The organism is Burkholderia sp. 3C (genome assembly GCF_054589155.1).
In genome coordinates this window covers 288,342-305,114 of the sequence record NZ_BAAILN010000092.1, presented here as the reverse complement: position 1 = coordinate 305,114, position 16,773 = coordinate 288,342, and the positions used below count along the sequence as shown (strand labels likewise).

19 protein-coding genes are annotated in these 16,773 nt (G+C 68.6%); 14 read left to right on the top strand and 5 right to left on the bottom strand.

All coding sequences use genetic code 11. The features are described 5' to 3' along the window. Together ACYP33_RS17665 and ACYP33_RS17660 are read right to left on the bottom strand one after the other, a co-directional pair. Window positions 1-811 (bottom strand): chloride channel protein (locus ACYP33_RS17665; protein WP_459623023.1); only part of this gene is annotated, 811 nt, incomplete at its 3' end. A gap of 124 nt (window positions 812-935) precedes the next feature. Beyond that, a complete protein-coding gene (locus ACYP33_RS17660) occupies window positions 936-2,009 on the bottom strand; it encodes a YeiH family protein (protein ID WP_459623022.1) in 1,074 nt (357 codons plus the stop codon). Window positions 2,010-2,123: 114 nt separating this feature from the next. Here ACYP33_RS17660 and ACYP33_RS17655 point away from each other — a divergent pair, with 114 nt between their 5' ends. The 8 genes from ACYP33_RS17655 (at window position 2,124) to ACYP33_RS17620 (ending at window position 9,890) form a co-directional block, all read left to right on the top strand. Further along, window positions 2,124-3,011 (top strand): LysR family transcriptional regulator, encoded by an 888-nt coding sequence (locus ACYP33_RS17655; protein WP_459623021.1) that lies wholly within the window; start codon window positions 2,124-2,126, stop codon window positions 3,009-3,011. 159 nt (window positions 3,012-3,170) lie between these two features. Beyond that, window positions 3,171-3,935, top strand: a complete 765-nt coding sequence (locus tag ACYP33_RS17650) for a sugar phosphate isomerase/epimerase (protein WP_459623020.1) — start codon at window positions 3,171-3,173, stop codon at window positions 3,933-3,935. Window positions 3,936-3,970: 35 nt separating this feature from the next. Further along, a complete protein-coding gene (locus ACYP33_RS17645; RefSeq protein ID WP_459623019.1) occupies window positions 3,971-4,960 on the top strand; it encodes a sugar kinase in 990 nt (329 codons plus the stop codon). A 68-nt stretch (window positions 4,961-5,028) separates the two neighbouring features. Beyond that, window positions 5,029-6,309, top strand: a complete 1,281-nt coding sequence (locus tag ACYP33_RS17640; RefSeq protein ID WP_459623018.1) for an MFS transporter — start codon at window positions 5,029-5,031, stop codon at window positions 6,307-6,309. A gap of 5 nt (window positions 6,310-6,314) precedes the next feature. Next, window positions 6,315-7,295 (top strand): 2-hydroxyacid dehydrogenase, encoded by a 981-nt coding sequence (locus ACYP33_RS17635; protein WP_459623017.1) that lies wholly within the window; start codon window positions 6,315-6,317, stop codon window positions 7,293-7,295. Window positions 7,296-7,605: 310 nt separating this feature from the next. Then, window positions 7,606-8,652, top strand: coding sequence for a LacI family DNA-binding transcriptional regulator (locus ACYP33_RS17630; RefSeq protein WP_414451856.1), 1,047 nt, complete (start codon window positions 7,606-7,608; stop codon window positions 8,650-8,652). A 52-nt stretch (window positions 8,653-8,704) separates the two neighbouring features. Continuing rightward, window positions 8,705-9,493 carry a YhfC family glutamic-type intramembrane protease gene (locus ACYP33_RS17625; RefSeq protein WP_459623016.1) on the top strand — a complete coding sequence of 263 codons (789 nt, stop codon included), beginning with the start codon at window positions 8,705-8,707 and terminating at the stop codon, window positions 9,491-9,493. A 31-nt stretch (window positions 9,494-9,524) separates the two neighbouring features. Further along, a complete protein-coding gene (locus ACYP33_RS17620) occupies window positions 9,525-9,890 on the top strand; it encodes a DUF3022 domain-containing protein (protein WP_414451858.1) in 366 nt (121 codons plus the stop codon). Window positions 9,891-9,970: 80 nt separating this feature from the next. Here ACYP33_RS17620 and ACYP33_RS17615 read toward each other — a convergent pair whose 3' ends face one another. The 3 genes from ACYP33_RS17615 to ACYP33_RS17605 all read right to left on the bottom strand — a co-directional run bounded on the left by ACYP33_RS17615 (window position 9,971) and on the right by ACYP33_RS17605 (window position 12,044). Then, window positions 9,971-10,795 (bottom strand): hypothetical protein, encoded by an 825-nt coding sequence (locus ACYP33_RS17615; RefSeq protein ID WP_459623015.1) that lies wholly within the window; start codon window positions 10,793-10,795, stop codon window positions 9,971-9,973. A gap of 76 nt (window positions 10,796-10,871) precedes the next feature. Beyond that, the gene (locus ACYP33_RS17610; RefSeq protein ID WP_414445359.1) at window positions 10,872-11,306 is read right to left on the bottom strand and encodes a PGDYG domain-containing protein; all 435 of its coding nucleotides are present in this window, start codon (window positions 11,304-11,306) and stop codon (window positions 10,872-10,874) included. A gap of 189 nt (window positions 11,307-11,495) precedes the next feature. Continuing rightward, window positions 11,496-12,044 carry a Spy/CpxP family protein refolding chaperone gene (locus ACYP33_RS17605; RefSeq protein ID WP_459623014.1) on the bottom strand — a complete coding sequence of 183 codons (549 nt, stop codon included), beginning with the start codon at window positions 12,042-12,044 and terminating at the stop codon, window positions 11,496-11,498. Window positions 12,045-12,307: 263 nt separating this feature from the next. On the opposite strand from ACYP33_RS17605, the gene ACYP33_RS17600 reads away from it, so the two are divergent. From ACYP33_RS17600 to cpaB, 6 genes are all read left to right on the top strand, one after another. Continuing rightward, on the top strand, window positions 12,308-12,772 hold the full coding sequence (locus ACYP33_RS17600) for an Lrp/AsnC family transcriptional regulator (protein ID WP_414445357.1): 465 nt from the start codon (window positions 12,308-12,310) through the stop codon (window positions 12,770-12,772). A gap of 97 nt (window positions 12,773-12,869) precedes the next feature. Further along, a complete protein-coding gene (locus tag ACYP33_RS17595) occupies window positions 12,870-13,961 on the top strand; it encodes a hypothetical protein (protein WP_459623186.1) in 1,092 nt (363 codons plus the stop codon). A 135-nt stretch (window positions 13,962-14,096) separates the two neighbouring features. Further along, window positions 14,097-14,285, top strand: coding sequence for a Flp family type IVb pilin (locus ACYP33_RS17590; protein WP_414451861.1), 189 nt, complete (start codon window positions 14,097-14,099; stop codon window positions 14,283-14,285). Between the two features lie 583 nt (window positions 14,286-14,868). Beyond that, window positions 14,869-15,057 carry a Flp family type IVb pilin gene (locus tag ACYP33_RS17585; protein WP_414451862.1) on the top strand — a complete coding sequence of 63 codons (189 nt, stop codon included), beginning with the start codon at window positions 14,869-14,871 and terminating at the stop codon, window positions 15,055-15,057. Window positions 15,058-15,125: 68 nt separating this feature from the next. Further along, window positions 15,126-15,635, top strand: a complete 510-nt coding sequence (locus ACYP33_RS17580; RefSeq protein WP_414451863.1) for an A24 family peptidase — start codon at window positions 15,126-15,128, stop codon at window positions 15,633-15,635. 12 nt (window positions 15,636-15,647) lie between these two features. Further along, window positions 15,648-16,592: a Flp pilus assembly protein CpaB gene (gene cpaB / locus ACYP33_RS17575; RefSeq protein ID WP_414451864.1), complete on the top strand. Its 945-nt coding sequence runs from the start codon at window positions 15,648-15,650 to the stop codon at window positions 16,590-16,592. Window positions 16,593-16,773: the final 181 nt, after the last annotated feature.

Genomic DNA, 16,773 nt, shown 5'->3' with positions numbered 1-16,773 from the left:
GCTTGCGGAACTGCGATTTCGAGGCGGCCAGCAGGCGCAGGAACTGCGGCGCGGCCGCGCCGCACAGCAGGCCGAGCGCGACGAACGCCACCACCTCGATGCCGGTGACGGCCGGGAACACCGGCATTTCGTATGGCGGCTTGTAGCCGGCGAATTCGCGCATCGTGATGTTGGCCACCACCGAGGCGACCAGCATCGGCCCGAAGCTTTCCATCGAGATCGCGCCCAGCACGATCTCGCCCACGAAGAACGCGCCCGCGATCGGCGCGTTGTAGGCCGAGGTGATGCCGGCCGCCGCGCCGCAGGCCACCAGCAGCCGCAGGCGCGGCGGATCGAAGCGCGCGACGCGCCCCACCAGCGACGCAGCCAGCGCGGCGAGCTGCACCATCGGGCCTTCGCGGCCGATCGAGCCGCCGCTGCCGATGGTCAGCAGCGACGACGCGCTGCGCCAGAGGCTGTCCTTGACGGGCACGATGCCGTCGCCGAGTGCGACCGCTTCCATGTAGTCGACGCCGCCCGATTTCTTGGCGCTGCCACGCTGCGCGAACAGCAGCACGCAACCGGCCAGGAAGCCGCCCGCGGCCGGCAGCCAGACGCGCACCTGCCACGGCAGCCGCTTGGCCATCTCGACGAAGCTGCCGCTCGAACCGGAAACGAGGCGCTGGATGGTATCGATGCCCTCGCGGAACAGGATCGTCGCGAAGGCGCCGCTGATGCCGGCGATCACCGACCAGATCAGCATCGTGTGGGCATCGGACAGGCGGAACAGGGTTTGGGCGCGCGTGCGCAGCTTCAGCAGAAAGGACAGCACGAGGTGGTGGGGAGCGCGGAGAAAGTCGAGGGCAAGGATAGCACCGCGCCGCGCCGGCCGGACGGTTCCGGCGGGCGCGGCGCGGGCAGCGAGGTGGGCTGCGGGGCGAGGGGTGCGGCGCTCCTCAGCCAAGCCAGCGCTCGACGAGCCAGGTGATGCCGAAACCGCCGACGATCAACCACAGGTAGAGCACGAAGCCGGCCGTCAGCGCACGCGGGCCGGCGGCGCGAATCTGGGCGAAGCGCGTTTCGATGCCGAGCGCCGTCATGGCCATGGTCAGGGCGAACGTGTCGAGCGTGTTCAGCGTGTGGACCGCCTGCTCCGGCAGCACGCCGAGCGAGTTGATCACGACGAAGCCGAGGAAGCCGAGCGCGAACCACGGCACCGCGAGCTTGCGCTTGCCGTGGCCGGCCGCTGCGCCGCTGGCCGAACGCGACGAATGCGCGAGCCACGCGCCGAGCACCAGCAGCACCGGCACCAGCAGCATCACGCGCGTCATCTTGACGATGGTGGCGGTGTGCACCACCTGCGCATCGACGCCGCTGGCCGCGCCCACCACCTGCGCGACCTCGTGGATCGTGCCGCCGAAGTAGAGGCCCAGGCCCTGCGCGTCGAGCGGAATCCAGCCGGCGTGATAGGCGAGCGGATAGGCGAACATCGAGAGCGTGCCGAACAGCACCACGCTGCCGACCGCCATCGCGCTCTGGTGCGGCTTCGATTGCAGCGTCGATTCGAACGCGAGCACCGCCGCCGCGCCGCAGATCGCGCTGCCGGCCGCCGTCAGCATGGCCGTGTCGCGATCGAGCTTGAGCAGCCGGGTGCCGACCCAGGTGCCGATCACGAGCGTGCTGACCACCATCAGCACTGAGACCGCCAGCCCCGGCAGCCCGACCTGGGCGATTTCCTGCAGGCTCACGCGCAGGCCGAAGAACGCCACCGCGATGCGCAGCAGCTTGCGCGCCGAGAAATTGATGCCGGCGGCCCAGCTTTCCGGCATGCCGTCGCGCAGCGCGTTGCCGTAGACGGTGCCCGCGATGATGCCGACGATCAGCGGCGACAGGCCGAGCCGCTCGATGGCCGGCAGCCCGGCGAGACTGGTGACGGCGGCGGCGAACAGGGCGACGAACAGCACGCCGTTCAGCTGGCCGCGCATGGACGGCGCGGCGGCGTGCGGCAGGGTGGGGTGGGCGGTGGACATGAGGCGGGCGATTCCGGGTGTCGATGCGATGGGCCCAATCCTAATTTGGATATATCGATATGAAAAATTGTGATTAGTGACATCAACTATCGGAAATTCTGATATTTTCTCGGCATGACCCCGGATCAACTGATAACGTTCGCTACCGTCGCCGAGCTGCGCAACATCAGCCGCGCGGCCGATGCGCTGCATCTGTCGCAGCCCGCCGTGTCGGGCCAGTTGCGCCAGTTGCAGGACGAGTTCGGCGAGCCGCTCTATGTGCGCGACGGCCGCGGCGTGCGGCTCACGCCGGTGGGCGAGGCGCTCGCGCCGCTGGCCGCGCAGGTGCGCGACGCCTACGGGCAGGCGCGTGCGTTTCGCGACGCGGTGCGCGGCGTCGAGCGCGGCACGCTGCGGATCGGCGCCAGTTCGACGCCGGCCAGCTACCTGCTGCCTTACCTGATCGCCGCGTTCCGGCCGCTCGCGCCGGCCGTGGTGGTCCAGACCATGACCGGCAACACCGCCGACGTGGTGGCGGCGCTCGCTTCGCTCGATCTCGCGCTGATCGAGGGGCCGCCCGGCGAATCGCTGCCGGCCGGCACCGCCGTGCACAGCTGGCACGAGGACGAGATCGTCGCGATCGTGCCGGCCTCGCATCCGCTCGCGGCGGCGCCCGAGGCGCCGGTGTCGCTCGAGGTGCTGGCCGCCTCGCCGCTGGTGCTGCGCGAGGCCGGCTCGGGCGTGCGGCAACTGGTCGAGCGCGCCTTCGCGCGGGCCGGCGTGCCGGTGCGGGTGGCGCTGGAGATTGCGGGCGTGGAGGCCGTCAAGGAGGCCGTGCGGGCGGGGATGGGCGTCGGTTTCGTGTCGGCCATGTCGCTGCGCGGCGATGCGGCGCTGATCAAGCGCCCGATCGCGCCGCAGCCGCTGGTGCGCCGCTTCTCGATCCTGGTGCCGCATGCGGCCACGCCGTCGCGCGTCGCCGCACGGTTCCTGGAAATGAGCCTGGCCTGGCAGGGCGCCTGACGGCCGCGTCGTCGTTTTATCCGGCCCGATTTCTCCGATTCATCCCCTAGGGATTTTCTCTATGGCCGCCGCCCGGGCCGAAGCGCACCATTCGCGTCATCGAATGGAACCGGTTCCAGGGCGAGGTGCCCGGAGCCACACAACGAGAGACAAGCAGACATGGCACACATCGTGATCGTCGCCAGCGCGTTCGGTGTCGAGGCGATTCGCCGCGACGGGCATCGCGCCTTCGTGGCGCACGCGGCGCAGGCGGGCGCCTCGGGCTTCGAGGTGCGGCGCGAGCTGTTCGCGTCCGACGACGACGCCAGCCCGGCCGCGCTCGCCGCGCTCGGCCTGGCGATCGCCGAGGCCGGCCTGTGGGCCGTCTATTCGACGCCGGCCAATCTGTACCGCGACGACGGCGCGCTCGATCGCGACGCGCTCGATCTGGCGCTGGCCGAAGCCGACGCGCTGGGCGCGCACTTCGTCAAATTCCAGTTGGGCGGCTTCGCCGGCGCGACGCATGCCGGCGCGATCGCCGAGGCGGCGCGCGGCGCGCGCGCGCGAATCCTGGTCGAGAACGGCCAGCTCGCGATCGGCGGCACGCTCGCGCAGTTCACCGGCCTGTTCGCGGCCCTGCGCGCCGAAGGCGCCGGCACGCTGCTCGGCATGACGTTCGACATCGGCAACTGGCTGTGGCCCGGCGAAACGCCGCTGGACGCCGCGCGCGCGCTGGCCGGGCATGTCGAATACATCCACTGCAAGGCGGTGACGGGCGAGGGCGCGCGGCGTTTCGCGGTCGCGCCGCAGCAGGCCGACCCGCTGTGCCTGCCGGTGCTGGCCGCGCTGCCGCGCGACGTGCCGCGCGGCATCGAATTCCCGTTCGATGCGACGAACCTCGCCGCCGATGCGCACCGCCGCGTGGCCTGGCTCGACGCCGCCTGATCGTCCGTTTTCCGCATTCCGAAGGAGCTTTCATCATGTCGCAGTCCCCCGTCGAGATCGTCACCTACGGCGAGGCGATGACGCTGTTCGTCGCCAATGCGCCCGGCCCGCTCGCGCAGGCCGAGCAGTTCACCAAGCGCATCGCCGGTGCCGACCTGAACGTTGCAATCGGCCTCGCGCGGCTCGGGTTCCGGGTCGGCTACGTGAGCCGCGTCGGCGACGATTCGTTCGGCCGCCATGTGCTCGACACGCTCGCGCACGAACGCATCGACGCCGCCTGCGTGACGGTGGACGGGCGCTACCGCACCGGCTTCCAGCTCAAGGCGCGCGCCGACGACGGCAGCGATCCGGACATCGAATACTTCCGCAAGGGCTCGGCCGCCAGCCACCTGTCGCTCGACGATTACGCCGCCGACTACGTGCTCGGTGCGCGCCATCTGCACCTGACCGGGGTGGCCCCGGCGATCTCGGCCACCTCGTGCGAGCTGGCGTTTCACCTGGCCCGCGAGATGCGCGCGGCCGGCAAGACGATTTCGTTCGATCCGAACCTGCGCCCGACGCTGTGGCCGTCGGCCGAGGTCATGGCGCGCACGCTCAACGAACTGGCCTCGCAGGCCGACTGGGTGCTGCCGGGCCTGGCCGAAGGCCGTCAACTGACGGGCCTCGACACGCCGGCCGAGATCGCGCGCTTCTATCTGGACAACGGCGCGCGCGCCGGCGTGGTCATCAAGCTCGGCGAGGCCGGGGCCTATTACCTGTGCGCCGACGGCCGGGAAGGCACGGTGGCCGGCGAGCGCGTGGCGCGCGTGGTCGATACGGTGGGCGCGGGCGACGGCTTCGCGGTCGGCGTGATCAGCGCCTTGCTCGAAGGCCGCCCGGTCGAGGCGGCGGTGGCGCGCGGCAACCGCATCGGCGCGCTCGCGATCCAGGTGATCGGCGATTCGGAAGGCCTGCCCACGCGCGCCGAACTCGATCGGCTGGAAACCGATGCCGAGCCGGTCGTGGCCGAGGCGCTCGCGCGATAATCGCGCCCGCGCAGCCACGAACCCGCCACGAACCCATTGCGGCGCACGACGCCGAAGGAGACAGCCCCATGCATGCCACGCTTCCGGTCCGCCGCTGGTGGAAGATCATGCCGATCGTGTTCATCACGTACAGCCTCGCATATCTCGATCGCGCGAATTTCGGCTTCGCGTCGGCCGCCGGCATCAACCAGGATCTCGGCATCGGCAAGGATCTGGCCTCGCTGATCGGCGCGCTGTTCTTCCTCGGCTACTTCTTCTTCCAGATTCCCGGTGCGATCTACGCGGAGCGCCGCAGCGTCAAGCGGCTGGTGTTCTGGAGCCTGATTCTGTGGGGCGGCTGCGCTGCGCTCACCGGCGTGATCGACAACATCCCGTCGCTGATGGCGATCCGCTTCGCGCTCGGCGTGGTCGAGGCGGCCGTGATGCCGGCCATGCTGATCTACATCAGCAACTGGTTCACCAAGCACGAGCGCTCGCGCGCCAACACGTTCCTGATCCTCGGCAATCCGGTCACGGTGCTGTGGATGTCGGTGGTGTCGGGCTATCTGGTGCACGAGTTCGGCTGGCGCCATATGTTCATCGCCGAGGGCGTGCCGGCGGTTGTCTGGGCGATCTGCTGGTGGGTGCTGGTGCAGGACAAGCCGGCGCAGGCAAGCTGGCTCACGAGCGACGAAAAACGCGATATCGAACGCGTGCTGGCCAGCGAACAGGCCGGGCTCAAGCCGGTGCGCAACTACCGCGAGGCGTTCCGCCAGCCGGCCGTGATGATGCTGTGCGCGCAGTACTTCTGCTGGAGCATCGGCGTGTACGGCTTCGTGCTGTGGCTGCCTTCGATCGTCAAGAACGGCTCGTCGCTCGGCATGGTCGAGACGGGCTGGCTGTCGGCGCTGCCGTATCTGGCGGCCACCATCGCGATGCTGCTGGTGTCGTGGGCCTCCGACAAGCTCGATTTGCGCAAGGCGTTCGTCTGGCCGTTCCTGCTGATCGGCGCGCTCGCGTTCGCCGGTTCCTATGCGCTCGGCTCGACGCATTTCTGGCTGTCGTACTCGCTGCTGGTGGTCGCGGGCGCGGCCATGTATGCGCCGTACGGCCCGTTCTTCGCGATCGTGCCGGAGCTGCTGCCCAAGAACGTGGCGGGCGGCGCGATGGCGCTGATCAACAGCATGGGCGCGCTCGGCTCGTTCGTCGGCTCGTATTTCGTCGGCTACCTGAACGGCGCGACCGGTTCGCCCGCCGCGTCGTACGCGTTCATGAGCGTTGCGCTGGTGGCGGCCGTGGTGCTGACGCTGCTCGTCAAGCCGCAGCCCGACAGCGTGCCGCCGCTGGCTCGCACTTCCACCGGAAAATGATTCGCATGACTCACCGTATCGTTGCCTACAAGACCCTGCCCGACGACGTGCTCGCCTACCTGGAGGCGCATGCCGAGGTGATCCACGCGAACGGCGCCGAGGCGCTGGCCGCCGCGCTGGCCGATGCCGACGGCGCGATCGGCGCGAGCCTGCCCGTCACCGCCGCGATGCTCGACGGCGCGCCGAAGCTGCGCGCCTGGTCGACGATCTCGGTCGGCTACGACCAGTTCGACGTGGCGGACCTGACGCGGCGCGGCATCGTGCTTGCCCACACGCCCGACGTGCTGACCGAATCCACCGCCGACACCGTGTTCGCGCTGATCCTGGCGAGCGCGCGGCGGGTGGTCGAGCTGGCGGAATTCGTCAAGGCGGGCGAGTGGAAGAAAAGCATCGGCGAGCCGCTGTTCGGCACCGACGTGCAAGGCAAGACGCTCGGCATCGTCGGGCTCGGCCGGATCGGCGCGGCGGTGGCGCGGCGTGCCGCGCTCGGGTTCCGGATGCGCGTGCAGTACACCAACCGCAGCCCGCATGCCGAGGCCGAGGCGCAGTTCGGCGCGCGCCGCGTGCCGCTCGACGAACTGCTGGCCACTTCCGATTTCGTCTGCCTGCAGGTGCCGCTGACCGATGCCACGCGCCACCTGATCGGCGCACCCGAGCTGGCACGGATGAAGCCCGGCGCGATCCTGATCAACGCCGCGCGCGGGCCGGTGGTCGACGAGGCGGCGCTGATCGAGGCGCTGCGCGCCGGCACCATCCGCGGCGCGGGGCTCGACGTGTTCGAGCGCGAGCCGCTCGCGGCCGATTCGCCGCTGCTGGGCATGAAGAACGTGGTGGCGCTGCCGCATATCGGTTCGGCTACCGCCGAGACGCGCCACGCGATGGCCCGCAACGCGGCCGAGAACCTGATCGGCGCGCTCGACGGCACGCTGCGCGAGAACATCGTCAATCGCGAGTTGCTGGGCGGCGCGCCGGCACGGCAGGGCTGACGGCCGCGACGGCGCATGACGGGGCGCCGCGTGCAGGTCGGTCGACTGACGACTGTCCCGGCCCGGCGCGCCGTGTGCTGTGCGGCGTCCGGCTGCGTTATGATCGCGCGCTGAATGCGCGCCAAATCGCACCACAGGCTGCACCACAGGCTGCACGACGGGCTGTACGAATCGAGCGTCGCGGGCCGTCCGGCAACGTGCGCGCGCGGGCTGGCACTGCCGGCCTCGCCCCATGGAGAAACGATCAGTTGAACTGCGTATCCCGCTTCCGCCGTCGGGCCGCATGCCGCATTTTCCCGGAGACGACGCGATGACCGAGCCCCGCCCCGTGCCCGCCGCGCGCCCCGCGACGATCAGCGACGTCGCGCGCGAAGCCGGCACCGGCAAGACCAGCGTGTCGCGCTACCTGAACGGCGAGACCGGCGTGCTGTCGACCGATCTGCGCCTGCGCATCGAAGCGGCGATCGCGCATCTGAACTACCGCCCGAACCAGATGGCGCGCGGCCTGAAGCGCGGCCGCAACCGGCTGCTCGGGCTGCTGGCCGCCGACCTGACCAATCCCTACACGGTGGAAGTGCTGCAGGGCGTGGAGGCCGCGTGCCACGCGCTCGGCTACATGCCGCTGATCTGCCACGCGGCCAACGAGGCCGACATGGAGCGCCGCTACCTGCAACTGCTGACCACGTATCGCGTCGAGGGCATGATCGTCAACGCGCTCGGTGCCCACGAGGATGCGCTGATGCCGCTGCGGGGCTGCGGGATTCCGACCGTGATGGTCGATCGCCGGGTGGAGGGCTTCGATGCCGACCTGGTCGGTCTCGACAACGCCGAAGCCGTGCGCGCGGGGCTGGCGCACCTGCACGGTAACGGGTTCGGTGAAATCGTGTTCATCGTGCAGCCGTACGAGCAGGTCAGTTCGCGCCGGCTGCGCGAGGCCGCGTTCCGCGAGGCGCTGGGCGCCACGGGCCGCGCGGCGCTGCCTACCGTGGTGGCCGATCTCGCCGACGCCGAGGCGTTGCGCGCCTCGCTCGCGGCACTCGATGCGCGGATCGACGCCGCGGCCGGCGAAGGCCGGCGCGTCGCGCTGTTCGCCGCCAACGCGCCCGTCGCGCTGGCGCTCGCGCGGCATCTGCATGCGCGTCACGGCGCGGGCTGGCAGGCCAAGGCCGCGCTGCTGTCGATCGACGACCCCGAATGGGCCGAGCTGCTCGGCATCTCCACGATTCGCCAGCCGACCTACGAAATCGGCTATCGCGCGGTCGAATTCGTGCACGACCGGATCGAGGGCGCCACCGGCGCGGCCCGCGAGGCGTTGCTGCCCGGACAGCTCATGGTTCGCACGTCCACCGCAAGCTGAGTATCATGCGGGGTCGCGCACCGGCCGGTGCGCCTGCCTTCCAAGGATCGTCATGACTGTTGCTCCCGCCACGCTGGTGGCGTTGATCATCGGCACGCTGATCGTCGCGCTGCTGCCGATCGTCGTGTTCCGCCTGCTCAAATCCCCCATGAAGGTCGACCGCCGCGATGCGATCGTCGGCATCGCCGCGTTCATGCTGTTCGCCACCCTGATCGAGCGCGGCTTCTATTCGCTGGTGCTGCACGTGCCCGCAGTGGCCTTGACGCTCGCCAAGCCCGGCGTGTTCGTCGCGTTCAGCCTGATCGCGCCGGCCGTGATCGAGGAAGCCGGCCGTTATTTCGGGCTGCGCTTCGTCGAGCGCCGCTACGGCGCTTCGCTCGGCGACGGGCGCGGTTTCGGCTACGGCGTCGGCTTCGGCGGCGCGCAGGCCTGGTATGTCGGCGTGGTGGTGCTCGGCCAGTGGGTCTGGCTGGTCTGGCTCGCGCAGCGCGGCCAGCTCAACGCGCAACTGTCGACCATGCCGTCCGATCTCGCACTGCGCATCCAGATGATGCTGGTCACGATGTCGGCCTCGACGGTCGGCGTGCGCGTGCTCGAATGCATCGCGATGTTCACGTTCCAGGTGGCGCTGTCGGTGCTGGTGTGGCGCGGCGTGCGGGCGCGCAAGGTGTGGATTCTGCCGCTCGCGATCGTGCTGCATCCGCTGGCCGATCTGCCGCTGATCGCGTTCAATGCCGGCGCGCTTTCGATTTCGACGATGGTGACGAGCTATGGTCTGCTGACCGTGGCGCTGATCGCCGTGCTCGCCCGGTGGAGCCGGCCCGCGCCGCGCACTGCCTGAACCCGGCCTGACATTCACAAGGAGGTCGGCGATGGACGACGACTATCACTACGACTGCGCAAGCCCCGAATACGAGGCGCTGGCGCACGTGATCTGCGATCTGTTTCCCGAACAGACGAGCTTTGCCGAGCGTCAGGACGACGCCGGGCGCTTCCTGCATGTGCAATGGCTCGGCATGCGTTTCGGCGCCGCGCCCAAGCGCATGACGCTCGATCTGCGGATCGAACCCGCCGCGTACGCGCGCTACCTGGCGATGCGGCCGATGCAGCGCGCGCGCAGCCATGCCGTGCTGCGTGCCTATGTCGAGGCGTTCATCGGCTCGCTCGAGGAGCGGCACGCCGATGGGCAGGCGGTCGAGCGCGATACGACGCTCGCGCTCGGCGAGGAATTCGCCTGACGGCCCGATAGCCCGATGGCATGTGACGGGCCGCCGTTGGCACGGCCCGGTCGTTTCACTTCCCGTTCCGGTTTCGGGTGTCAGCCGCCGTCGAACACGCGCGGCTGGTAGCCGTTGCCATCCCACTTCGCACGTTTGACCAGCCTGGCCGGTTGGCCCTTGGCCGGGCGCGTGCGCACCAGCAGATCGAAATGGCCGCGCGTCTGCGCCGGGCTGAACGCGAGCAGGTAGCTGCCGCTGGTGGTGGCGTCGGCGTCGCAATCCGCCTGCTGCGCCTCGGTCGGATCGTGCTTGCCGTGCGTGGCGTTTTGCACGCACTGGGCGGCCTCGTCCTTGTCGTAGCTCGACATCGAGGTCAGCGCGTCGAACACCGGCGCCAGCGCCGCGCCGTTCAGGTGATACAGCCGAATCGCCGCGTAGGTATCCGAATGCGCCGTGGACGTGTAGTCATCGAGCACGCGCACGCCGAACGCGGTGTCGTTGGCCGAAAGCGGATACGGGATCAGGTCGAGTTGCAGCGACGGATGCCAGATCGGCCAGGGGAAATCGTCGATCGCGCCGTGCGTGCTGCTTGCGAGCAGGCGAAAGCCGTCGCCCTGGCGGGCCAGCACGCCGGCCCACAGATCGGGCGCATGATCGCCGTTCGGGGCGGGCAGCAGCGCGGCGACCACCCAGGCATCGCCGCTGCCGGCCGGCGCGTGCGGCCACGGCGCGAGCACCACTTGCCCATCGCCATCAGGCAGCGGTGCGGGATGGCCGAGCAGCGCGCTCAAGGCCGCGCCCAGTTGCGCTGGCGTGGCCGGCTCGGTGGCATGCGCCGGGGCGGCGACCAGCGCCGGCAGCATCAGCAGGCAGGCGCGGATCGCGTGGACGGATAGGAGACGGCGCAGGCGAGAGAGCGTCATGAAAGGTTTCGCGGCGTAGCGGCAGTGGGCGGTGAGCGGCGGATGGCAGCGCAGGCCCGTGGGGCCCGCGCCGATCTCATTCGACGACGCGATACACCTGCGCGAAACGCAGCGCCTGCACCACGCCGTAATCGCCGGGCGCGTACTGCATGACCCAGTCGCCGGCGGTGCCGCGCAGCACGTCGCCGTTCTCGGAGCGGGCGATCGTGAACGGCTCGTCCATGCGCCGCGCCAGCAGCACGGCGGGGCGGTTGCGGTACGGGCCGGGCTGGCCGTGTTCGAGGCCGTCGGCGGCCGGCAGATACTTCGGGTCGAAGCGCTCGCGCGACACGACCCAGCGGTCGCCGGTCGAGCCGGTCACGATGGCATCGCCGCTCGCATAGCGGTTCGGCCCTTCGAGGCTCATCAGTTCGCCGGCCTCGGCCGCGAACGCCACCTGCACGGTTTCATCCTTGACGACGCGTTGCGCGGCGGCATCCGTGCGCAGGTCGATTTGCTTCAGTTCGATCATGGTTCGCGTGGCTTGCGCAAAAGCCCGCACTGTAGCCTGAAATGCCCGGGCTGGGGAGGGCGCGCGCCGGGCGCCGCCGGGCCGCCCAAAAAAGAACCCGGCCCGTCGCGCGAAGGCGAGGGGCCGGGGTATTGGATACGGGGGTGCCTGGCGCCGGGGCCGAAGCCCCGTTTGGCAGGCAGGCGGCGCTTATTGCGCGGCCGGTGCGCTGGCGGCGTCCGCTGCCGGCGCGGCGGCCGGCTTCTTGGCGGCCTTGTGCGGTGCGTGCTTCGCGTCGCGCGGGCCGTTATGGTGCCAGCGTTCGGCGAACGTCTTGTCGGCGATGGCCTTCTGCGCCGGCGACAGCGCTTCATACAGCGGGCCGAACGAATCGACCAGCTTCTTCGCGCCGTCGGCGTTGGCCTGGGCGATGTCGGCGTATTGCTTGACGTCGTCGAGCGCCGTGGCCGAGCTCTTCGCATCCACGCGCTGGGCGTACAGGTTGCCCATCGTTTCGCCGTTGTCACGCATCGTGTCGGCGAACGGCTTCCATTGCGCTTCCTGTTCCGAGGTGATCTTCAACTGCTTGTGCAGGAAGTTGATCCGTTCTTCGACGCGGGCTTCGTGACGCGCGGCATGCGTGGCCGCAGCCGACGACGGCGTGGCAGCGGCCGGGGCCGAGGCGGGCGTTTGAGCATGAGCGGCAATCGAACCGCCGAGCGCGAACAGGGCGGCGAGAGTCAGCGAGATCTTTTTCATTTGAACTCCGGTGTGGTCGTCATTCGATTTCCGGTGCGTTCGCCATCGGGTGTAGCAAGCCGCGAGCCGGAAGGTGCGCTATTAGTAGCATGCGAACGTGCAAATGTGCAGCGAAGCGACATCTGCTTACAACCGAAACGAATCGCAAACGCTCGGCCCCGGCGCGGCGGTGCCGGCCCGGCCAGGCCCGCCGGGTCGGCGATGCGGCTTGGGGGGCTCGGGCATCGGCGCTATCATCGCGTCACCTTGTCACGGATACCGCCATGCGCCCACCCCGCCTCGACCAGCTCGACGAACTCGACCGCAGCCTCGTGACGATGCTGCAGGCGAACGCGCGCGCCAGCGTGGCCGAGCTGGCGCGGCAGCTCGGCGTGGCGCGCACCACGGTGATCGCGCGCATCGAGCGGCTCGAACGCACGCAGGTGATCGCCGGCTACGGCGCCCGGCTCGGGCAGGACGTGCTCGATGCCAGCCTGGTCGCCTATGTCGGCATCATCCTCGCGCCGAAATTCGGCCAGGACGTGCTGAAGCGGCTCGATCGCATGCCCGAGGTGCAACTGCTGTGCGCCGTGAGCGGGGAGTTCGATTACGTCGCCTGGCTGCGCGCCGATTCGCCGGGCCGGCTCAACGACCTGCTCGACGAGATCGGTGCGCTCGACGGCGTCGAACGCACCACCACCTCGATCATCCTCGCGCGCAAGATCGATCGCGGCACGATCGGCGTCTAGCCTGCAGTACACGGCCCGGGCCGGCCGACACAACGGCTGACACAACGGCTGACACAACGGCTGACACAACACCAACGACACCGGAGAGACCATGAAGATGAAACCCAGCCAGGCATTTTCCCGCCCCGAACGATGGTTGCGGCTCGCGTCGTGGGCCGTGGCGATCGTGTTCGCGCTGTTCCTGAACATGCTCGGCAGCCTGGTGATTCGCGACATGATGTTCGCGCCGGCCGGCGGCCCGCCGAGCGTCGAGCAGTTCGCCGACACCGCGCGCGACGCCGCCTTGCGCGACGAGCGGCGCGCGCTCGACGGCGAACGCGAGAGCCTGTCGACCAAACAGGACGCCGCCGGCGTGGCCGTCACGCGCGCCCGGCGCGACTACGACAGCGCCAAGGAGGCGTTCCGCAACTGGGTCGCCACGCGCAGCGCGACCGGCGACAGCAGCCGCAACCCCGAGGTGCTGGCGCGCACGCAGCAACTGGACCGGCTGCAGGCCGCGCTGGCCGGTTTGCAGAAGCAGCAGGACGCGCTGTCGGATCAGGCGCAGGCGCTGGCCCAGCGTGCCCAGGCGCTCGATCAGCGCGCCTCGCAGGCCCGCGAGGCGGCCGACGCGCGTTACGAAAGCGCCGAGCGCCGCTATGCGCTGGAGGTGTTCGGCTGGCGCCTGGCGTTCACGCTGCCGGTGCTGCTGATCGCGCTCTGGCTGTTCGTGCGTTACCGGCGTGCGCGCTACTGGCCGTTCGTCTATGGCTTCGGGCTGTTCGCGCTGTCGGCGTTCTTCGTCGAGCTGGTGCCGTATCTGCCGGATTTCGGCGGCTATGTGCGGGTAGTGGTCGGCATCGCGCTGACCGTGTTCGCCGGCATCTACATGCTGCGGGCGTTCCAGCGCTACGTGGAGCGCAAGCGCGACGAGATGCAGCGCAGCCAGGACGAGCGGGCGCAGTCGATCGGCTATGAAAAGGCCATTGCTTCGTTCCAGAAGAAAACCTGTCCGTCCTGCGACAAGCCGTGGAGCCTCGGCGGCGAGCAGTCGACGTTCTGCATTCATTGCGGGCTGCGTTTGTTTCAGGTGTGTGGATGCGGGACGCGCAATTTCGCGTTTTTTCCGTTTTGCAGCGGATGCGGGACGGGGGTGCAGGGGGAGGACCCGGCAGCCGCGCCGGCCGTGGCACCCGCCGCGCCGCGTTGAGGTTGCATACGGCATCCTAAATAATTACGATTCGCTGCCGTTATCAGCGGATGGGTAGTGTTGTGTGGCCGGATCGGCGAATGCGTTCCGGCCATCGTTCTTATGGCCTCGTTGGGGCTTTTCGATGAGTAGGCAATGAAAAAGCTTCTGAAGCATTTCGCGCGTGACGAACGGGGTGTCAGCGCCATGGAATACGCCATCCTGGCGTCGATCGTGGTCCTGTCGCTCGGCGGCATCGCGCTGGCCTACCGGACGACGATCACCGGCCTGTTCTCGACGCTGTATTCGCAAGCGAGCACCGCGCAGAGTGCGAACGGCAGTTGAGGCGCGCACTGAAGCCTGACGGCGAGCACCCGGTACCGATCGGCTGAACGCCTCGCCGTTTTCCGCGTCTGGCGCGTGTTTTGGCAAGGTGCGCGGCAATCTGCCGCATATCCCGCAAACGTTGTCATCGTCAATTCCGGCTTGCCTTGGTAGCCGAGATCAGATTTTTCCTAAAGAATGCCGGCCGGCTGCCGATATCAGCGCCATGAGGTGAAGCGATCGGCACGTTGACGGCCGAGGTTTTTGGACGTCCTGGATGTGAAAGCCAGATGTCGGAAAACAAAATGTATGGCTCGACTGTGGCGAATATTGCAAAAAGCGTCTCGTCACCGTGCGGCGTAACACTGTGTAGTAGAGATTTAACAGTGTTTCACATACATTTACGCCAACTCGCTAATCTCAAAATTTATACTTTGCCCCACGAGGAAGCTCAGGCAAGAGGAGCGAATTCTCGGGGGCCCCGCAGGCTCGAGACGGCTGAGATCACCGTCTCGACAGGCGATCATTGGTGGCGTCGTTGGGTCTTTCCGGTTGGTCTGGCTAGTGTTTGATTAACGTTTAATTCTGGATTTTCGGGGTAATTATGAAGAAATTTCTCAAGGCTTTTGCTCGCGACGAGCGTGGCGTCAGCGCAATGGAATACGCAGTGCTGGCAGGCATCGTGATCCTGGCACTCGGCGCAATGGCCGCCACCTACAAGGGCAACATCTCGACGATGTTCACCAACCTGTTCTCGCAAGTGTCGTCCGCACAAACCAAGGCGGGTAGCTAAGCCTCTGGAGGCGGAGATCGTGGGCACCGCGCGCGATCTCCGTGTTTTTGTTTTCCCTGGAAATTGTCGTGCTGATCCTGTCTTTGCTGATGAGGATGGTTGTCGCTTGTCTGCTGGCCTGGCTGGCGATGCGCGACCTGCGTGAACGCCGGTTGCCGACGCGCGCAGTGGCCGCAATCGCCGTGTTGTTTCCCATCGACGCGTTGCTGATCGGCATGCCCATCGCCGAGATGGCCATCCACCTCGCGGTCGGGGTTCTGATTCTGCTGGTCGGCATTGCCTTGTTTGCCGCCCGCATGCTCGGCGGCGGCGATGCGAAGCTCGCCGCCGCTATCTTTTTGTGGGCCGGCATGACGGAGTTCATGCCGGCGCTCACGCTGATTTCGGTGATCGGTACGGTCGTCGGAATCATCAGTTTCGCCACACGCCATCTGTCGCCGGATGCCGAGCAGCGCGGCTTGCGCCGCTGGCTCGCCCTGTTCTCCGGCGCTCGCGGCGTGCCCTACGGTGTCGCGCTCGCGTTGGGCGGCGGCACGGCCATCGTGTTGCCGGCCGCGCTGGCGCTGGCTGTGCGATAGAACGTATCAACCATGTCGAATCTCATCAAAATTCTCGGTTTGCTGGTCGGCGCGATCATCGTCGCCGTCATCGTGCGGATCGTGATCGTCTCCTCGCAGCACACCGACACCGCGGCGCCGACCACCTCGAAGGTGCGGGTCGCCACCGCGGATCTGCCGGTTGGCCTGCTGCTGCGCGACGAGGATCTCGGCTGGAAGACCATTGCCGTCGCCGACGTGCCGCCCAATGCGGTGGTGTCGGGCATGACCGGCGCACCGGATCTGAAGGGTGCCTTGCTGCGCCATCCGGTGAAATCCGGCGCGGTGCTGGTGACGACCGACGTGATGCTGGCCAACTCGCCGGGCTTTCTCGCGGCCACCCTCAAGCCCGGCATGCTCGCGGTGTCGGTGGCGGTCGACGATGTGTCCGGCAACGCCGGCCTGATTCAGCCGGGCGACTACGTCGATCTGCTGCTGACCCAGCAGTTGACGGCCCGCACCAACATGCCCGGCCAGTCGGTGGCGAGCGAGACTGTGGTGCAGCAGGTGCGCGTGCTTGCGGTCGGCTCGCAATTCATGCGCCCGAAGGACGATGCCGGCGCGAATACCGATGGCGGCATCCGCGTGGCGCGCACCGTCACGCTCGAGGTGACGCCGCGCATGAGCGAGGTGGTGTCCGTCGCCTCGCATCTGGGCAGCCTCTCGCTCGCGCTGCGCAGCTTCGCGACCGACAGCCGCGATCCGAATTCCGCAGCCGTCGATACGCCGCCGGCCTCGGCGGTCGCGCCGGTCTGGAGCGGTGATGTCTCGCGCGCGCTGCACGACCTGCAGCGGCCGTCCTCGCCGTCTTCGGCCGGCTATACGCCGCCGCGCGTGGTGATCTACCGCGGGTCGTCGCGCAGCGAAACGGGTGGGGCGGACGGCGCCGCTGGTGGCGGCGTGGGCGTCGCGCCGCCGCTGCCGGGCTTGCCGAACTGATGCCGGCCTCCGTCGAAAACAGGCTTCCGGGGGCATTGCGCCATGGGCTCACGCAGGAACACTCATTGATCATGAAATCGCGGTTCGGAAACCTTCAGCGCGGGCGCCTCGCACCCATCGCGCTCGCATTGCTGGCCTTGCTGATGGCAGCGGCGCCGGCCCCCGCCAGCGCGCTCGACCT